Source organism: Capilliphycus salinus ALCB114379, assembly GCF_047276495.1.
Classification (GTDB): Bacteria; Cyanobacteriota; Cyanobacteriia; order Cyanobacteriales; family Microcoleaceae; genus Capilliphycus; species Capilliphycus salinus.
This window is the reverse complement of sequence record NZ_CP178543.1, coordinates 3,549,302-3,568,149: the sequence shown is the minus strand read 5'-3', so window position 1 is coordinate 3,568,149 and position 18,848 is coordinate 3,549,302. Positions and strand designations below refer to the sequence as shown.

The window sequence follows — 18,848 nt, the reverse complement described above, 5'->3', positions numbered from 1 at the left end:
AAAATCTCAAAGCTCATTGTTCGGTTCGACATGGACAACAAAAGCTCAATTTTCAACTTGGAGGTAATGAATAATGTATTGCCCAAATCATCAACAATCAAAGGTTTCCGTTAAAAGCTTTCAAGGTAATTATTCTTTATTCGCGCAGAACAACAGTTGCCGTGTAGCCATTAGCTTTGGTTATACCACGCGGCAATTATTTGAAGGAAAATCAGTTACCAGGCGATGTTGGAAGGATTCTTACGCCCAAAACTTCATCAAACGCTGGCAACGTGGCATCACCACCTACATCGCCCTCGACAAAGATAGACGTTGGGGTGGCAAACAAATCGGATGGATTACCTTAACCTGTTGCCCCTATAAACAACGGCTCTCGGAGATGCCTTTATCTGACCTGGCGGCTGAAGGATTTCCCGAGTTGAATAGGCAGGAATTCATTGAGAGGTTCTTCAAAGGCAACGACCAACAACAGGTTTGGGTGATTCGGTTTAAGTTCACGTCCCAATTAGAAAATAGTTGTTCGACAATAATAAGCTCAAATCTAGACGCAGAAGGAAATGTAGAGAATAGTTGTTCGATAATAATAAGCTCCCCCTGTGATAAGGATTGTTCTACGCGAATAAGCCGAAAGCCTGATGAAGTAAAGGTTTCACCGACTGATGACAAACAACCGCCGCAGTCCGATGTTCAACGTCTCCAAGCGAAAATCAATAAATTGAAGACAGCCACCCGACACAAGGCGCTGGGAGGAATTAATGAAACCGCTCCCCAACTGCGAACGCAATCTCTGCGTTATCAAAAGATGCTGGCGGAGTTGGAAGCTGACGAACTGGACAAACGCCGGGGGCAAATTCAAACCCTAAAACGGAAGCTGCGACGACTCAATTCTATTTCCAACAAACGAAGTTCGATGTCCGTAGGTGCAGAACAGGATAGTCTCAACCTCATTAATCTCGTAGAACCGGATGGTCTAGAAGGCACTATTCCCCCAGGACAAGGCGATGGGGGAAAAGCCAGTGAACCCAAGCATTTTTCTAACGATGAACCCCCTGCGGGTTTTGAAGGCTATGCAGGAAGTTCAAAAGAAAGATCTGCCGACTGTTCCCCTAAACGAAGGTTAACTCAAACACCGTCTGCAACCCAAATCCAGACTATTCGCGTAGAACAAAAAACAGCCGATGGTCAAGCAGAAAACTCCCACTCTAACCAAGCGAAAATGTCTTCTACAAAACCATTTCAGACTATTCGCGTAGAACAAAAAACAGCCGATGGTGGAGTTGTAGATTCTCCAACCGATGTTGATGTTGTTGAAAGTCCCTCCAAAAAGCAATTTCAGACTATTCGCGTAGAACACCAACCCGAAACGGAAACCGCCAAATATCCCCGGGCAAGAAATACTAAACCAGGACGGGGGTTGCGACCAAAACAGGTGAACTGCAACGTTAGGCGGAATCTTGCTCAGGGGAAAAAACCAGATTCTTATTGGGTTTATAAGTTCTCATTCAAGGTAGATGGCAAGTATTTCAACCGTTCCTGTTCAATTCCAAAGAAGAAGGTTAATCGGGTGATTGAGATGTGGGAATCCAAACAATATTGTTGGCGAGAGATTGTTGAATATATTGGTAAAAACCCTGACCAAATTATTGATAAAGCCAGAAAAAAGGAGGATTAATCTTTTTTAGGGTTGGGTGTAATTGCCGTCTTGATTAGATTTTTAGCGACTTCTATACTGAGTTGGGGTTGAGTCCAAACAACAACACAGCGATTGCCACTGGTGACTAATTCCATATCATTATCCTTGCCGGGTCGTCCCAAAACATCAATCAAAATTCTGGATAAAATACACTTGCTCTCAACTCCAGAAAACACAACCTTTGTTGCTATAATTGTTCCGCAATCTGGTTGAGTTTCGTCAAACTTTGCAATTGGAATCTGCTCAATTGATTCAATTCTCATAATCTGCTAAACTCCATAAAACTTTACATAACGATTCTAGCTAATTTATTGCAAACAGCTATTGATTGAGGGAGATTTCTTAAGAAGTCAATCCGGCTTCATCTAAAGCTTGTTGTAATTCTTGAGTTACATTTAACTGCTGCGACCAGCCTTGTAAATATTGAAAGTCTAACCGTTCGGCTTGCAGTTTTAGAACGCCCAAAATATCGCGCCACTGTTTATGGGAAGTCCGTCCTGTCATTTGATACCAAATTAACTTTTGCAGAACGATATCTTCGGCTGTACAAAGATAAAAGGATAATTCGGGGGAACCCGTTGGATAAATTTTTTGCCGTCGGCTCATAGCCGTTTTCCGAAACTCATCCGAGTTGCGAATCAAATAAATATCAGCTTTTAAAGCGGATGTTAGATGAATAACATTGAAAGTATTGGTACGACCAGTTAAAGCTTCTTCGATAGCGATTTCACTCAGATAAAACTCCCCTTCCATTGTTTCTATCAGTCGAGGCAGAAGGTTGATGTCATTTAGTAAAATTGCAATATCGGCATCAACAGTTGTTCGGGTTTCGCCTAAAATTGAACTGGCTAATCCTCCGCCAACAAAGTAAGGAATTGCTAGTTGTTCAAAAAGGCTACCAATTACGGCAGCGAGTTCTATTGGGTCTTGCAACATAAAATTGTTTTCGAGAAGCGCGTCTATTTTACCAAACTCTTTTCCTTGTTCGAGTTCTATTAGTTTTTGTTTGCAACTGCGGGCATCAAGGTGAGGAAAGTTCTGAGTGATATTTTGCCACAGTATCGCTCTCATTCGCCGATTAAACGAGTGAACCTGTTGTGTCTTTTGTTCTCGGGGAATTTTCCGCCAGATACTAAACTGTATTTGTTCGGCTTCCGGGGCTGTGTCTGGCGCTTGGGTTTTGTACATGATTCTGGAGTAATAAGTTTAATCGGTTGTTTGACCTTGAGACTTGTTAAACTGATGAAAATTAGACGATGATCCTTCCCGGTTTAATAATGAATAAATTGAAGGAGAAGTAATTGCTCAAAAATTAATCACTGGTCGGAGCAACGTCTTGTTCACCGACCGACCGACATAAACCCCTCGTGAAAAACTACAAAGCCTTGCGGAATTGTACTGTAAAATGGCAAGGCAAGAAAGACCTCTTTTGGTACTCCGTCAAGAATCAGTTCAGGATTGTTCTTAAACCCGAACCGTTTGTAGTAGCCAGGATTACCTACAAGGCAGCATCCGACACCTCCCATCTCTCTAAGTAAAGATAAGCCATGCTGCATAAGTGCCGTCCCAATACCCTGCCTCTGATATTCCGGCAACACAGAAAAAGGCCCAATACCATACCAATCTTGGCTACCATCAGAAATTGTCACGGGTGAGAAGGCGATATGACCTACTACTCGTCCATCAATTTCAGCCACAAGCGATATTGTTAGCATCTCGGCTGCTCGTAGTGCTTCTATAATGAACTGTTCTGTTTGATTGCTTACTTCAAGGTTCTTAAAAGCAGCAATCGTCACCTCGGTTATTGCCTGAATGTCTGAAGCCGTTTCATTTCGTATGATCATTATATTCCAGGGTTTTCTAAGTCTTATTTTCTAGCGCCAACTAGAATTTCATCTCATTTTACCCGAATCTCAGCTATTGGCTAAGTCATTTGAGGAAAGTCCGGGTTTTGGAGTTGCCGCTCCTAGCCTGGGCGCTCTTGTTTTAACCGTTTGAATGATATTATAAAGGAGTATGCTTAGTTTCTAATCACAGGTGAGTGAAAATCAATCAGATTTGGATTTAATAGAAGTCTTGAGGCGATATCAGGGTCAGATGCCCAAGCACACCCGCATTCAGACAGGCTCTATTCGCCTAACAGAGTATTTGCAGTTTTTATTGGGTAAGGCGGCATCTAAGCGTTCGATATCCTCTCATAGCAAGGAGTTGTTTCAGGATGCCATCCAAAAGTGGTGGCCCACTTATGTCGAAACAATTAAGTTAGAGGCGATCGCACTGGGTAAAGACCCCATTGATTATTGCGTTGAACTTCTACAAGAAGAATTGGACGGCAATTCTAGAACAAACAAGGAACCCGAGGATGACAATAGCTAAAACTTTTACCGGACAAGCAACTCAAGCTAACCAATGGATTAATACCGCCGACTCCGATCATCCCGCAGTTTTTCAAAAAGCCAAGAATATTCTTTCCAACAATCTCTACTGTTCGCTATCAACCTGTACCCCCGATGGTGAACCCTGGATTTCCCCCTTGTTATTTGTCTACGATGAAAACTGGAACGTTTATTGGAGTTCGGCAATCATCTCCAAACATTCCCAAAATATTTACTCCAACGGGGGGAAAGTGGCGATCGCCATCTACGGTTCACCAATCCCCGAAGGCACGGGTCAGGGGTTATATTTGACTGGAACGGCTCAAGAAGTTGAAAATCCAGAAGTAGCCGAACAAATTATTGGATGGGTTGGTCAACGAACTAAAAAGGCAAACAATAAAACGGCGTCTGATTATTTGGGAGATTCTCCTAGACGGTTCTATCGGTTTGTTCCCACCCAGGTTTGGGTCACGGGCGAACGAATTCTCAGCGACGGTCAACTTGTTGATACTAAAGTGGGGGTTAACTTCCCAAATTCTCTGTAACGGTCTATCTCAAGTAACTGTCACAACAAGGTGATTGTCAACTGCTGCCCACTCCCAAAAATATAAGAGCTTGAAATTCTAGGATTCGATTAACCAAAAACGTTGCGGATAATGGGGTATCAGAAATCTTTGAGTATTCCCGGTGGTGGTCATCGGAACAATCAAGGATTTCGCCCCCAATTTTGCATTGCTTAAAGATTCAGTTTAGTCAAAAAACTCCCCAACTTTGCCATAATAAATAGTGAAATAGTTACAGTTGAAATAAAAATCTATTGTTGAGGTATATCCAAGTCTAATTGTTGTGCAGTGAGGAACTAATGTTATGACAGAATAATAAATGTGGTATGTATTCAAATCACTTATTTAACTGACACTCAAAAGATTCGCTTGTCAGTCAGGAAGTCTCAAGATTAGCTGATTTTATAGTTACGTCTTGATTTTTTTATTCACGTTCAACATCATCGGTTGGAGTCGGGGGGCTGTTACCTGTTTGAAGATGGCTAATAAGTTTTTTGAAGTATTTGAAGATACTCTCAACATTAACATCTTTGCTGTTGACCCAGTACCGGGCGGCTACACGAAAAAAACTTTGGATATGCTTGCCATTTCTCCCAATGTTCGTAATTACCTAGCAGTTCTTGCCCTAGATGCCGACGGTGCTAATTTTCAACCAACAGATCGCAGCCAAATTAAACTTCTCGCACCGAAAAGTCAGCACGGTCAAGGGGGCAATCCAGATAGTCTTAATCCTCAACATATTAAACCTCACGTTCATTTTCTACCCATACCTGGCAATCATTCTGATGTCGTCAATGCCAATGTCAGCCATCCTTTGGTAAAAAACAGCGCGATTTTATGCCGGCATTTGGCATGGCAATTTTTAACAGTACATGGAACTCCTCTCAAACAGCAATTTCAACTATCGGCTGATGAAGTTAGCCAACTTTATAATCAAATGCTGCCTAAACTTAGTGAGATTGCTTCCTCTGCTTCAACAGGCGGATGGTTAAGTCCTATTGAGGGATTTAAAACAGAGAGAAAAGTTCGTAAATATCAAGGAGAATATGTCCACGAACCAGATAAATATATCAACGAACATCACCGTCTTTGTGTTCTCAAACAAGACTATCCCCCTGTTCCCCAGTCTAATGACCAGTTTTCAGAAAGTGACTGGACTCTATGGCAAGAAAATCAAACACTTGATTTACCAAAAGAGCAAACCCATTTAAAACTTAAAAGTGTCTACTAATTCAGAAAATTCTCAACCTCGTTGGGATTTAATTAACCAACAAGTTAAGGTCTTTAAGCGGTTTGTTTACGATTCGGCTAATCAATATCAACCTTACCTAATTCGTTAAATTATGCTGTATGTTGTAGCTTATGACATTCCCAGTAACCAACGACGAAGACGGGTTTCTAATCTGCTCGAAGGTTATGGAAAGCGAGTTCAATATTCGGTTTTTGAATGCGTTCTAACGGCCAGTAAATACAATGAGTTGCGAAAACGGATGAAACTTCAGGTGAATTTGCAGGAAGACAGCATTCGCTTTTATCCTTTGTCTAGCCACACTTGGAATCAAGTTGAAGCTTGGGGAGTGGGTCAACCTATTGCTGAAACTCCCCGTTCAATCGTTATTTAGCAATGGCGTACTGTCGGGCTGATTGCTGCTATGGTGCTGGTTGCTGAAACTCTCGATTCGTGTTTAGCGAAGCTCAGGAAAAATGGCTGGATTGACGGAATTTCGTCGGGAGCCTCGATAGTATACTCCGTATGAATTTCAGCGATTTTCTCCCGTTTGGGTGAAGCAAAAACTGGCTCGATTTTGGTGAGCCTCGCAAACCCTCTCTAGACATCCGACTGGATAAGGGTTTTAATAGAGAGGAGTCCCTACTCGCTAGGGAAACTAATTGAATGGAAACTAGCTGATTTGGGGATGGTTTTAAAGAATGTAACATGTCCCTACTCGCTAGGGAAACTAATTGAATGGAAACGGTATGAATTTATCAGCCAAAAGTTTACTATCTTCCAAGTCCCTACTCGCTAGGGAAACTAATTGAATGGAAACCATTTAAAAATTCTTTTATCTCTTCAAGGGACTCATAGCTGTCCCTACTCGCTAGGGAAACTAATTGAATGGAAACTAAGGTAAAACTGACTCCAATCTAATCTGCGACTCCATGTCCCTACTCGCTAGGGAAACTAATTGAATGGAAACCAGAAAACGCACCGAATCGATCTTCTACAATTTGGGTCCCTACTCGCTAGGGAAACTAATTGAATGGAAACTGGTCTAAATTCAGTAAGTCACCTTGAATAGCTCGTAAGGTCCCTACTCGCTAGGGAAACTAATTGAATGGAAACATGATAGCGTTGACCATAGCGGTGGGGCTTCCCGCCTTGTCCCTACTCGCTAGGGAAACTAATTGAATGGAAACAGAATTGTAAAAATAAATGTCACTACCAACGCGAGAGAGGTCCCTACTCGCTAGGGAAACTAATTGAATGGAAACATAAAAACTCAGGAACAAGCGGCGCGATCACAACGGTCCCTACTCGCTAGGGAAACTAATTGAATGGAAACGAGATTGTAGCGATCGCTGATACCTGAATCTGTAGGTGTGTCCCTACTCGCTAGGGAAACTAATTGAATGGAAACTCGAGGCGATTGGATATTTGATAAACGAAAGCAATAGCCCTCCCTACTCGCTAGGGAAACTAATTGAATGGAAACAACAATTGACACGAATGTGATCTAGACCACTCCAACATACTCCCTACTCGCTAGGGAAACTAATTGAATGGAAACAAGTACACAGCATTTTCTTCGATATCACCAACAACGCTCCCTACTCGCTAGGGAAACTAATTGAATGGAAACTGGCTTCTTGAGCTTCGGAATAAGGTGACAATTCTGAGTTCACTCCCTACTCGCTAGGGAAACTAATTGAATGGAAACAGTAGAAACCAAAGCCATTTAGTCTCTGAAGCAAGTAGCATCTCCCTACTCGCTAGGGAAACTAATTGAATGGAAACTAGACCTGAGTGATGTCCGGCGATCGCAAAAGCAACCGATGGTCCCTACTCGCTAGGGAAACTAATTGAATGGAAACTTGAGCTAACGCGATCGCTAACTCTTTCCGATCAGTCGTCCCTACTCGCTAGGGAAACTAATTGAATGGAAACAGCAACGTTCAGGTTTATATCACGGCAGCTTGATCCTTGGTCCCTACTCGCTAGGGAAACTAATTGAATGGAAACTTGATGTTTGATATCTAATGCTTTTACTGCAACCTGTGTAAGTCCCTACTCGCTAGGGAAACTAATTGAATGGAAACGCGACTGTCCAACCCTTTAACTTCTCAGCAGCTTCTAAGTCCCTACTCGCTAGGGAAACTAATTGAATGGAAACCTAAAATAGTAGATTCCCCGCACATTTCTTGAGCAGTCCCTACTCGCTAGGGAAACTAATTGAATGGAAACTGCATGGATATGAAGTCCGCGAATATTTGCTTGAAAAAGTCCCTACTCGCTAGGGAAACTAATTGAATGGAAACCGTTTTGGCATCCATTGTCATTGATCTCCCACAACCACGTTGTCCCTACTCGCTAGGGAAACTAATTGAATGGAAACAAGCGTTCGTTTCGATCATCAGGAATTGGCTCAGGATTGTCCCTACTCGCTAGGGAAACTAATTGAATGGAAACTTGGAGTCGTCCATCAAAAATAAACAACTGTCGATGTCCCTACTCGCTAGGGAAACTAATTGAATGGAAACACCCGTAAGGCGAAAACGAAAGCGAAACGGAAAAATAATGTCCCTACTCGCAAGGGAAACTAATTGAATGGAAACTGAGAGATATTCAAATTAATCCAGTCGCATCTGAAAGCTTTCCTACTCGCGCTTAGAAATGCAGAAACTAATCGGAAAAAGGCTCTTGATAAAGTTCAAGCAACTTTCGAGCGGACGCCAAGTGTTGAGTTGCCAAAGATTGAGGAGAAATCACCATAACCGACTCCATATAACCTTTAATCCAGAGTAGAAATTCCTGATGGCTACGAGGGGGAAGTTTAATATAGTAGTCAACAAACCGAAGATTTCCCTGCTCATCTTTTTGAGGAAGAAACTCTTGTTTGGGATGGCGGCGGCTACCTTCAAGAATAATCTTGGCAACTGGGGGAAAAAACCGAACATGAATTAAAGTCAATTGCAAGCGACCGCAGAGTTCATCTTTTTGTTCTTTGGTATCTCCCAAATATAATCCCCAACCATTATTAAACAACCTGTGGGCATCGGCGAGGCGTTGGTGTTGGATAGAAAGAGAACGTCGGGGAGTATCGAGAATCCGACAATATTCTCCAAAACGGTCAATTCTTCCGATGGCGAGATGATGCCTTTGATAATCCTCATAGAGCAGATACCAAGCGTTGTTATGAAAGACAAGCTGCAACGGCCACAGTTGTTCCATTCCGACCCGTTCGTGACCATAAACATCGTAGCGGCGCGACAGTTCAATCGCAGTACCTCCCAGGATGGCTTTTTCAACGGTATCGAGGTGATGAAATAGGGTTTCTTCCCGCTGTCCCTGTTCGACCATTTCTTCGGGGTCAGTGGGCATGATTGCCCGATTTAGCTGTTGACGAACCGGATAAAAGAGTTCTCCGCCCAGGTCACTATCCAAACCCCGCAGGCGTTTTTTGAGGATTTGATAGACTTGTTTGGCTTGGGGTTCACCGAGGTATTGGGCTTGGGAGGCAATGGCTTGTAGAGCTAACCGGAGTTGTTGTTGGTCGAGGACGGCTAAACCGAGATAATATCCCCAACGGTACATCCGAGGCTGAAGTAAGCCATAACGACGCAGGGTTTGTAAGTCTTTCCGTAAATTGGAGGTGGAAGGATACCCTTCGGGAAAATTCACCCCTTCGCGAAGTGCCACTTCCCATAGACGTTTCTGCACCGCTACCAAAGCATCACCACCAGTTTCATTTCCTTCGAGTTCTTCGTTGCCCACGCCGGGATATTGTAGGATGGTCGCAATTAATAAGATTAACCGTTCAAACGCCTGTTGGTCTGAGTAGGCATGACGGTTCGGTTTCTTTGGCATTACCCTAAGTTTATAAGTTCTAAGAGGGGCTTTCAGATGCTAACAGAGAAAATTGTTCCCTGTCTTGAAAAAGCCAATATTTAAAAAATCTCGATACAAACGCTGAAAGTTTCTCTGGGTATTTGTTTTAGCCAATAAAAAATTCTCTCTTAAATGTAGTCTTTTCTTGGCTATTCAACAAAGACTTAGCCTAAGATGGCAACTGTAGACGAGAGGGAACAACCCCATGAGCGACAAGTCCAAGCCCGAATTGAAGTGTCCCCTGAGCAAAGAACAGCAGCAAACTGTTAAGAAAACTGCCGATACCGTAGATAAACATAAGCAGATTTTTAAAAAACTAAATCCTTTCGCCTGAAGAATTAAGATTTTCCAGTTTATCAGTAAATACCGATCCCCCGGTCGCATCAAATTTACTCAGAGAAATCGGAAAATATCAGTAATTCCCCTATTGTAATCTGGGTGCTATTCTTGATACCTTAAAAGTAAGAAACTTAACAAGCTAAAAATAACCAGCCAAAAGTTTCAACAAGAGTTTCAACAAAATTTTCTAACAAACTCAATCCAATCTATTGAGGTTATACCATCGTGTCAGCATACTGGCAAGCAAAAATCTGGGGTCTACTTCACGACCCCGCTCTAAAAAATTGCCTTGTATTTTCCTTCCATTGTCAATCAGGTTCCATCTATGACTGAATACACAGCTATTAGTTTTGCACCAGTCCAGGGTTTTATTGAAAAGTCACGCAAACTTCGAGATTTGTATGGAGCCTCTTTAATTCTTTCTTATCTCAGCTTTAGAATTGTTGAGAAAGCAAAAGAACACTTGGGCGAAAACTCCGTGATTTCACCGGGGTTGCCAACCGTTCAAGAAGGAATGCCCAACCGAATTTTAATTAAAGGAAAGTTTGAACGGAACGATGTTCAAAATACGCTTTTAAAAGAGTGGCAACAAGTTTTAAAGATTTGTCGAGAATGGATAGAAGATAATTTGGGTATTCCTAAAGAACAATATTATTGGTCACAACCAGAAAACCAAATCGGCAAACATAAAGGCGAGTGGGAACGCTGGGGAAGTCATACCTGGGAGATTTTTTGGGGATATGGTGACTCTGTAAAAAGCGCAATGGAGGATTTAGAAACTCGCAAGTTAAAACGAGATTGGACGGGGATTAATTGGGTGGGTGAAAGTTCGAGTTTGACTGGTACTGATGCGATCGCTTGGCATCAGTTAGGTAAAGAAGAAAAAGAACCGGGACGCTTGCTAAATGCTGATGAGCAACAAGAATTAAAACGGTTTTATTATCGTCTGGCTTGGGTTTTAGATGAGCCTTACACTCGAAACTACAAAGTTAGAGATTCGATTCCTTCTGATGAAAAATTGGAAGAATATTTTCAACAAGAAACCAGCGGTAAATTTATGGCTCCGGGGGAGCGATTGAGTATTCCAGAATTGGTTAAACGGTTGGTAACTTTACCCAAATTGGCTAAAGATATTGGGATGGAAACCTTAGATGAAGGTTTTAAAGATATCAACCGGGAAGCTGGATATTGGACGGGTTGGTTTATGGGTGATGGTGACAAAGTAGGAGATAAACTCCAAGAATTGGCTAGTCGTCATCAGGATAACCCAGAACTTCGCGATCGCCAGATTCAAGAGTTCACTAATTTAATGAGAAACTGGGGGAAAAACTTCAGCGAAAAAAAGGATTTATTTCCCGCTGGAAAAGGGCGGGTTGTTTATGCGGGTGGTGATGATTTTTCCGGGGTACTTTACACGGAAGAAAGCCAATCTGAGGATCAGTCCGAGGAGAAGCCAGAAAAAATTAAACCCATCGAAGCCTTTGAATGGTTGTTAGATTTATCAAGTCATTGGAAAGACTTACAAAAAGATATTAAAGATAAATTGGATTTTCAGTTTAGCTTTAGTGTTGGTTTTGTTTGGGCGGGTCATCAAGTTCCCCAACGGGATATTTTACAACATTGTCGGGAAGCGGAAAAAAGAGCTAAGAATTTAGATCGCGATCGCGTAACAATTCGAGTCGTATTTAATAGCGGTCAATTTGTGCAGTGGACTTGTCCCTGGAATGATTTGGATATTTTAACTAAATATCGCGATCGCGATGGAAAAACTTGGGGAGAAAATCCCAATTGGAACCATATTTATAATGATTGGTCGCAATTAAAAGCCCGCCACGCGATTCGATTGCGAATAATCGGAGAAGAAGGAGAAAATGATCTTTCAAAAGATATTGCAGTTTCTTTATTTAATTTGTACTTTGATAACGCCGGAGACACATATAAAAACCAACGAAAATGGGCTAATTTTACTGGAGACAATACCAACTTAAAGATTATCAGTTGGCTTGATGACCTAATTCAAGTGGGGTGGCAATTATGTCGCAATTCAAGTATTTAATTACTATTTCCCCTTTGGGGTTAATGTACGGAAGTTCTGGGGCTTTTCTATCTCCAGAAAATTTGGTGGGACGGTCGGGGGCAAAATTTCCACCGGATGCGGGTGCGATCGCCGGATTAATTTTTAATACAAATCGGGAAACTCCATTTACTGACCATCAAGATTTAAGCGATAATTTAATGGTTGCCGGACCTTTTTGGGCAAAACAAGACAATCCCAAAGCATTTTATGTACCGATTCCCTGGCACAAAGTTATCGCCGAAACCCAAGATGATGAATGGTTTTTTGAAAACAAATCTAATCCCACAACATCAGATGAATCTGAAGATATAAAATGGTGTTTGGGTCAGCATCAATGGCAACGGCAAAATAAAGATTTGAATCCCGAATATATTTGGCAGTCCATTGACGCTTGGAATTTACCTTCAAATGAATTGCGAGAAAGAGACGCGATCGCCAAAGCCCCTTGGGAATTTGTTTCATTTTTGCACCCCAAAATAAAGCCGGACGAGCGGCACGTTGTAGAGAAAGATGGACTCTTTTTAGAAAATGCGGTTCAATTAAGACAAAACTGCTGCTTAGTTTATCTTTCTAACTACGAAATTCCCGAGGGTTGGTATCGCTTTGGGGGCGAAGGTCATTTAGTAGAAATTGAAACTCACACTCTCTCAGAGAAACACAAAATCAATCGGCTTTTGCAGCACAAAATCAAACACGCTTTTGCATTAATTACGCCCGGAGTTTGGGGTTCAAATCAATTTTCTTACCGTTATCCCATTCACCCCGATTTTCCCCGAAAAGGAATGAAAATGCTCACCGATAAAGCGATATCTTATCGTTACCGTCTGGGTCAGTCCAGAAAAAATCAACCCCAGGGAAATCCAACTGGAAGACTTAGCCGAGGGCGTTATGCTGTTCCCGCAGGAAGTGTTTATGTTTTCAAACATCCTTTAGAAATGAATTGGTGGGATTTTCCTAATGAATGGTTTCCCAAAGAAGGATTTCCCCTCAAACATTTGGGATGTGGTTTGTGTTTACCTGTTGATATTCAAGGAGTACCAAAATAATGTATAAAGCCTACGGAGTAATTAAAACACTTGCGCCCCTTCATGTTGGCGCAACCGCAGGAGAAGAAACCGGAAATTTAAACTTAATTTTTCGCGATCAATTTACCCAAACGGGAATTATTCCGGGAAGTTCAATTCGGGGAAGATTTCGTGCAGATCTGCGTGATCGTCAGCCGGGACAAGAACAAATTTGGTACGGACATGAATCTGTTGAAGGTCGTCCTGATGGTGGAACAACTGAAGCTTTAATTAAGTTTGAATATGCCCTCACTGGTTTGGTTTCCTGTATTTTGTCCGGGTCAACCCGTAGTTTGGGTTACTTGTCCTGAACTATTAAAACGGTTTCAACGCATCGCCAAAATTTCAGCAGATATTCCCGAACCTTACACCGCAGCGCCGGGTTTACAAGGTCGCCCCATTGAAAAAGGACGCAAAGTTTTGTTTTTCAACTTAGGATTTTTAGAAATCGAACACGATGAAGATTTATCCCCTTGGATTCCCATCGGAACCGACCTAAATCCTAATAAGTTAGTTGTCGTTGATGATAACGATATCTCCATGTTGCACGATATGACTTTGTATCGGCAAAGCCGGGTTAAACTATTGGATGACATGAAAAAAGTAGATACCGAACGGGGTGCTTTCTTCAATACGGAAGCATTGCCAGAAGGAAGTATTTTAGTATTTCCGATTGGTTTAAAACAAAAAGGTTGGCAGCCTTTTGATGAAAACGATAATTCATCAGAGTTATATTTTGGTGGTTTGGAATCTATTGGGTTTGGTCGTTGTCTTGTATCCCTCGCAGGAGATTATCAGTAATGGCTTGGAAATCTTATGAACTTGATCGCGCCGCTCAAAAATTAGTTTTAGATGCCCGAGAACGCGATGCAAAATCTCTCAATCAGTCCTATAAAATGCGGATGGCTGTGGCTTATGGATTGGAACGGTTTTGGGGCGAACACTTGCGCTTAATCGCCAAAGAAGAAACCAAGTCTATTTTTTGGAAAGAAACCTGGGATGCCCTGCAAAAGATTATGAAAGAAGCGGGGGTTACAATTCCTAACGATCCAATTCGTCCTGACAGAGAAGGTAAACTTTATACCCAAGCTATCCAAGCTATGTCTGAAAAACTTTGGGCTTTATCTTTGGAAGAACAGCGAGTTTCGATGGCAGTTTTAACCCAACTTTGTGACTGTATTGTGTGGTGGACACAGCGATATAAAACCGGGAGATTAGATGATGAAACCAATTCCTAACGCTCATACAAAAGTGCCGATGATGTTTCGCGCACAAATACAGGGGCGAAGTCAATTGCAATATCTTGACCCCAACAGAAAAAAAGGTGAGGAAAAGCAAGATGTGCAATTGTGGACAGAAGAATGGATTGAAAAAGCGGAATTGATTTCTGGAGAAAATACCCGGGATATTGAAACGGATACTTTCCAAGCGAAGTCCTATGAAATCTCTTGGCGTTTTGTTACCAATGGCGGACAAGATGATGGAATGCTTCGCCCGGTAATTGGTGCTTCAGGGATTCCCTTTTATCCCGGTAGCAGTATGAAAGGAGCATTTCGTCAAGCTTGCGAACAAGCTGAAGAAACGGGAGAAATTCCGAGGGGAACTTGTAATAAATATTGCGGCAATGAGTCAGAAATTACACCGGGTTTATTGCGATTTGAGGGCGCTTATCCGATTAATGATTGGACAGAAAAATTGCTTGATTTAGTTCATCCTCAACAGGGTTGGCAGGTAATGACTCGTAATACCAGCAATAAACCCAGAGGAGAAAGTGCTTACGCTCAGGTTTCTCTTTATCAGCCAATTCTAAGATTTGTAATTTCGAGTCCTAAGCCGTTATCTTCTGAAGAATGGCGTCAAATTTGGCAAATTTGGGAAAAAGCCATCGCCTCCGGGTTGGGTTCAAAAGTTTCTACCGGCTACGGACAAATTAACCAAACTTCTCGCCCAATTATTTATCGAGCTAAACTCAAAGGACAAGGACAAGCCGCCAAATTGATTGATGATAGTGGCGAGTTTAGACCCAATATTTTTCGGGCTGCTTTGCGGGGTCATGCTTTGCGAATTTTTGGCGGGCTAACTGATAAGGAAACGGCCGAAGAATTGGTTCAAGAGTTATTTGGCGGTATCCAACAAAAAGACCCAACTGTTGGATTATTGGGCTTTCAGTTTCGGAGTTCAAAATTGGAAATAACATCTTTTGGTTCGGGAAAATATGCTCAACCTGCCTATAGAGTTGAAGGGGAACTTACTTGGTTTTTAACTAGACCTTTGTTAGACTCTAACCATCAACCCATTTTGAAAAAGTTAGTCAGTCGATTAATGCAGTTTGGTATGGTTTTAGGAGGATTTGGAAAATCCTGGCGACGGGTGGATCACCGGATATTTTTTGAAGACTATTATAAAGACAGTTACAAAGCTTTAATTGGTTGTCACTGGCAATGGTTAGGAGAAAATAGTCAGGGGCGAAATGTTCAGGTGAGTCGATTAGAAAAAGTTGGTCAATTTTTAGATAATGTCCAAGAAACAGCAAAAGAATGGATTAAATGTCGAAATAAACCCCTGAAAGAGACTCAATGGGCTACAGATTGGCGGGAAGCTTGGCATCCTAATAATGTTCAAGTTTGGGGGCGAATTGCAGAAGACGTTGATGATAGTGCAGCGGTGCATTGGTTTCACAAGCCCTATCAACAAAAAATCCCCAATTTACAACCGGAGGGGTCAATTTATAAGTCCCCCATTACTGGAAAAATAGGGAAAATTAGCCTGTTATGGCATCGAATGTATCCTATAGTTTTGTTGAAAAAAGATCCGAAAAATCCTAAAAAGCCCATTGTTAGACGCACTTCTCGTTATCTGGAACTGATCACAATTTTTCCAGATGACTCGCAACAATGCAACGATTTTTTGAACTTTTTGAAGACTCAACCGGAAGGCTTTCAACTACTTTGGGGAGAATAAAACTATGAAATTATGGATTGTGACAATTGGTAGCAGTGACGTTCAGCTTCAGAGCGATAAGTATAATCGTGAAAATGGCAGAAACCAAAAAAAATACAGTAATCAAATTTGGTCGTATTGGTATGGAGACATCAAACCCGATTGTTATGACATTTCTTTTGACCCCACCAAAACAGCTTTAAAAGATGTTGAAGAAACTTATCGAATTCAGTCTAGGGTTTTAGGGACTGTGTATGAAGAAAATTCAGCAGAAATTCAAGATGAAATTCGGAGTTATTTAACTTTTCCGTTGCTCAGTAATTTTATTAGAAAGTTACGGGGTCTTGGAGTTCCAGATGTGATTGTCTATTTATTAACCGATCAATCTGCAATATTTGACACCGATGAAAAACGACGAAAAATTAAATCTCCTTACTGGGAAGACACTTGCAAATTAGAACCAATCCTGCAAGGTTATTTTGAACATAATTTTCCGGGAGTAAAACTCATTTCTTTAAAGTTATCTCCCACTCAAGAACCTGGTTTAGATGACTGGGATAAAGTTTTAGATTTAGTAAAAAATCAGTTAAATACCATTCAACTGGACTCGGAACCGAATATAGTTTATGTCAGCCACCAAGCAGGAACTCCAGCAATTTCTTCGGCTGTTCAGTTTATGAGTTTGGCTCGTTTCCGAAACCATGTCACGTTTCTTGTAAGTAATGAATATACTGAAGAAACTAAAACAATTCCCAATTCTACTTATCTGGGAGCAATTCAACGTCAGGAAGCAATCGCATTATTAGAACAATATGATTATGTAGGAGTTCGAGATATTTTAGGTTTGAGTAAAGTTGATTCGGATAATCACCAAGCAAAACAAATTAAGTATTTGTTAGATGCGGCAGAACAATGGAATTGTGCTAAATTTCAAAAGTTCAAAAAAACTCTCAAAGATCGCAAATTGTTAGATATTAAAGAATTTCCCTGGTATCAATCTGGATATGAATCCGCTTATTTGGCTTGGATTCGACTTCAGCAAGGTAGCACTGTTGATGCTATGTTTCATAGTTTCCGTGCCGTAGAAGGTTCTATTACTAAATGGGTAGAAAAATATTATAATGCTCATATTTTCAAAAATCCTAAATATGGGCCTCAAGTAAAATTATCCATTCGTCAAGAATTACCGGGCTATTTTAATGCTCTGTCCCAAAGCACCCAAGAAAAATTTAAAAAGGATGGTAATATAGGACTATATGGTGAGCAGCTTTATAAATTACTAAAACAAGCTCGACCCGAATGGAACACTCATCCAGATATTAAGGTGGTCTTGGAAGATACTAAAAAGGATCGCAACAACTTATTTCATCGCCTAGAAGGTTTGCAGGAATCTGAGCTTTTTGAGGCTTGGAACACTAAAACTCCAGAAGCTTGGGAAAAAAGATTACTTGGTTGTATGAATTTTATTGCTCAGAAGGATTTAGCCAAACCTTTTAGTTCTCTTGAAAAAGCAAGTTTGATGGCACAAGTTCACGAAAAGTTAAAACAGTTTATTGAGACTTACTAATTCTCAAATTTGGTTGTTTTAATAATAATGAAGCGGATGGTTAGTCTTTCCAGTTGGCAAATTTCCGAACAAAGTTTGATTGAATCTCTCTACAACTGGGGTGTAACGGTTCTCAACTCGGACTCTGCATTAAATTAAGAAGAGGAGAAGATTTCTGATTCTTGAGCAAATTGAATTTGAAACTGATAGCTTGAAAAACTACACATCGGAATCAATAACAAAATTTATGATTAACTACAACCTCCTAGAAGAACTTCTCAGTACCGCAAAATGGAAGGAAGCAGATGGTGAAACATTACGATTGATGCGAAAAATTGTAGGCCGAGACGAGAGCGAATTTCCTGACACTTGAAGTTGAAAAAAATACAAAATTAAAATTTTTCCTGAACTCGCTAGAGAATATAGATTCTGTTGGGCAAACTAATTCAAATCCAAATCCCGGCTGCTTGTAAAAGTCGGTTTTTTAACTCCCGGATAAAAATTTGTCATTCGCATAAAAAACATCCCCCGACTTAAATAAATAGTTCATCCTAATAAGTAAGAAAACTAATATCAGGGAGAACAGCAATTGGACGGAGTAGGATTGGCGATCGCAGTCGTATTACTAATGTCATTCTTTTGGCCCTCACCTCCAAAGCCCTCACCACCTCCGCGCAGATTTTATGCGAATCGTATTGAGTTAAAGCGCCGAACTAATGAGGAACCTGTAGACTGGGGAAGTCCCTATGATGATTAATTTATTGCAGCAAAACTAACCCCTAATTTTCGGGTTAAACAAAAAGGAGAGATAGCTATTATCTCCCCTTTTCTTATAGCAGTAAAGTTTTGATTCTTCTGTCCTATTACTTCTCTTCTTGTCAAACCGGGATTGGAGATGAAGTCCAAATCTAAGAATTGATGCCTCCCCAGGTTTTAGAAAAATAGAAAAAATTAGAAAATTCAGCTAACTTTGATAAACCTTAATGATACTTTCGGCTCTGTCCTGTATAATATCAATGAGTTCTTGAGGTTGAATCACTTTCACTTGACCCCCAAAACTGAGAATCCAACTCACAAAATCAAAATCCTGAAGCGACCATCGAGGAAACACGACCCGAAATCGATTTGGAAATTGAAAGTCTCC

General features: G+C 41.1%; 18 protein-coding genes and 1 CRISPR repeat array. Of the genes, 13 read left to right on the top strand and 5 right to left on the bottom strand.

The genetic code is table 11. The features are described from left to right. Positions 1–73 precede the first annotated feature (73 nt). Positions 74–1,672: a hypothetical protein gene (locus tag ACL6C3_RS14875; protein ID WP_413167997.1), complete on the top strand. Its 1,599-nt coding sequence runs from the start codon at positions 74–76 to the stop codon at positions 1,670–1,672. Here ACL6C3_RS14875 and ACL6C3_RS14870 read toward each other — a convergent pair. From ACL6C3_RS14870 to ACL6C3_RS14860, 3 genes are all read right to left on the bottom strand, one after another. Further along, positions 1,669–1,956 carry a hypothetical protein gene (locus ACL6C3_RS14870; RefSeq protein WP_413167995.1) on the bottom strand — a complete coding sequence of 96 codons (288 nt, stop codon included), beginning with the start codon at positions 1,954–1,956 and terminating at the stop codon, positions 1,669–1,671. The genes ACL6C3_RS14875 and ACL6C3_RS14870 overlap by 4 nt on opposite strands. A 79-nt stretch (positions 1,957–2,035) precedes the next feature. Continuing rightward, a complete protein-coding gene (locus ACL6C3_RS14865) occupies positions 2,036–2,881 on the bottom strand; it encodes a hypothetical protein (protein WP_413167993.1) in 846 nt (281 codons plus the stop codon). 152 nt (positions 2,882–3,033) lie between these two features. Next, positions 3,034–3,537, bottom strand: a complete 504-nt coding sequence (locus ACL6C3_RS14860) for a GNAT family N-acetyltransferase (RefSeq protein ID WP_413167992.1) — start codon at positions 3,535–3,537, stop codon at positions 3,034–3,036. Positions 3,538–3,730: 193 nt separating this feature from the next. Here ACL6C3_RS14860 and ACL6C3_RS14855 point away from each other — a divergent pair, with 193 nt between their 5' ends. From ACL6C3_RS14855 to cas2, 4 genes are all read left to right on the top strand, one after another. After that, positions 3,731–4,069: a hypothetical protein gene (locus tag ACL6C3_RS14855; RefSeq protein WP_413167990.1), complete on the top strand. Its 339-nt coding sequence runs from the start codon at positions 3,731–3,733 to the stop codon at positions 4,067–4,069. After that, complete coding sequence (locus ACL6C3_RS14850; RefSeq protein WP_413167989.1) at positions 4,056–4,613, top strand: pyridoxamine 5'-phosphate oxidase family protein; 558 nt, start codon at positions 4,056–4,058, stop codon at positions 4,611–4,613. Before ACL6C3_RS14855 ends, ACL6C3_RS14850 begins: the two co-directional genes overlap by 14 nt. 496 nt (positions 4,614–5,109) lie before the next feature. Continuing rightward, on the top strand, positions 5,110–5,862 hold the full coding sequence (locus tag ACL6C3_RS14845) for a hypothetical protein (RefSeq protein ID WP_413167988.1): 753 nt from the start codon (positions 5,110–5,112) through the stop codon (positions 5,860–5,862). A gap of 112 nt (positions 5,863–5,974) precedes the next feature. Continuing rightward, positions 5,975–6,253 carry a CRISPR-associated endonuclease Cas2 gene (cas2, locus tag ACL6C3_RS14840; protein WP_413167987.1) on the top strand — a complete coding sequence of 93 codons (279 nt, stop codon included), beginning with the start codon at positions 5,975–5,977 and terminating at the stop codon, positions 6,251–6,253. A gap of 244 nt (positions 6,254–6,497) precedes the next feature. Beyond that, a CRISPR array of direct repeats spans positions 6,498–8,465; the repeat unit is 36 nt; unit sequence GTCCCTACTCGCTAGGGAAACTAATTGAATGGAAAC. A gap of 67 nt (positions 8,466–8,532) precedes the next feature. Here the strand turns inward: cas2 and ACL6C3_RS14835 are convergent. After that, positions 8,533–9,717, bottom strand: a complete 1,185-nt coding sequence (locus ACL6C3_RS14835) for a helix-turn-helix transcriptional regulator (protein WP_413167985.1) — start codon at positions 9,715–9,717, stop codon at positions 8,533–8,535. A 685-nt stretch (positions 9,718–10,402) separates the two neighbouring features. Between ACL6C3_RS14835 and ACL6C3_RS14830 the strand changes: the two genes are divergently transcribed. The 8 genes from ACL6C3_RS14830 (at position 10,403) to ACL6C3_RS14795 (ending at position 18,077) form a co-directional block, all read left to right on the top strand. Then, positions 10,403–12,133: a type III-B CRISPR-associated protein Cas10/Cmr2 gene (locus ACL6C3_RS14830; protein ID WP_413167983.1), complete on the top strand. Its 1,731-nt coding sequence runs from the start codon at positions 10,403–10,405 to the stop codon at positions 12,131–12,133. Beyond that, positions 12,112–13,200, top strand: a complete 1,089-nt coding sequence (locus ACL6C3_RS14825) for a type III-B CRISPR module-associated Cmr3 family protein (RefSeq protein WP_413167982.1) — start codon at positions 12,112–12,114, stop codon at positions 13,198–13,200. The genes ACL6C3_RS14830 and ACL6C3_RS14825 overlap by 22 nt, the downstream gene beginning before the upstream one ends. After that, positions 13,200–13,529: an RAMP superfamily CRISPR-associated protein gene (locus tag ACL6C3_RS14820; RefSeq protein ID WP_413167981.1), complete on the top strand. Its 330-nt coding sequence runs from the start codon at positions 13,200–13,202 to the stop codon at positions 13,527–13,529. The genes ACL6C3_RS14825 and ACL6C3_RS14820 overlap by 1 nt, the downstream gene beginning before the upstream one ends. After that, positions 13,462–14,019: a hypothetical protein gene (locus ACL6C3_RS14815; RefSeq protein ID WP_413167980.1), complete on the top strand. Its 558-nt coding sequence runs from the start codon at positions 13,462–13,464 to the stop codon at positions 14,017–14,019. Before ACL6C3_RS14820 ends, ACL6C3_RS14815 begins: the two co-directional genes overlap by 68 nt. Then, positions 14,019–14,456 (top strand): hypothetical protein, encoded by a 438-nt coding sequence (locus ACL6C3_RS14810; RefSeq protein ID WP_413167979.1) that lies wholly within the window; start codon positions 14,019–14,021, stop codon positions 14,454–14,456. The genes ACL6C3_RS14815 and ACL6C3_RS14810 overlap by 1 nt, the downstream gene beginning before the upstream one ends. Continuing rightward, complete coding sequence (locus ACL6C3_RS14805) at positions 14,437–16,179, top strand: RAMP superfamily CRISPR-associated protein (RefSeq protein WP_413167978.1); 1,743 nt, start codon at positions 14,437–14,439, stop codon at positions 16,177–16,179. Before ACL6C3_RS14810 ends, ACL6C3_RS14805 begins: the two co-directional genes overlap by 20 nt. 4 nt (positions 16,180–16,183) lie before the next feature. Next, positions 16,184–17,725, top strand: coding sequence for a hypothetical protein (locus tag ACL6C3_RS14800; protein WP_413167976.1), 1,542 nt, complete (start codon positions 16,184–16,186; stop codon positions 17,723–17,725). A 226-nt stretch (positions 17,726–17,951) separates the two neighbouring features. Next, positions 17,952–18,077 carry a hypothetical protein gene (locus tag ACL6C3_RS14795; RefSeq protein WP_413167974.1) on the top strand — a complete coding sequence of 42 codons (126 nt, stop codon included), beginning with the start codon at positions 17,952–17,954 and terminating at the stop codon, positions 18,075–18,077. Positions 18,078–18,668: 591 nt separating this feature from the next. Here ACL6C3_RS14795 and ACL6C3_RS14790 read toward each other — a convergent pair. Beyond that, positions 18,669–18,779, bottom strand: coding sequence for a WYL domain-containing protein (locus ACL6C3_RS14790; RefSeq protein WP_413167973.1), 111 nt, complete (start codon positions 18,777–18,779; stop codon positions 18,669–18,671). Positions 18,780–18,848: the final 69 nt, after the last annotated feature.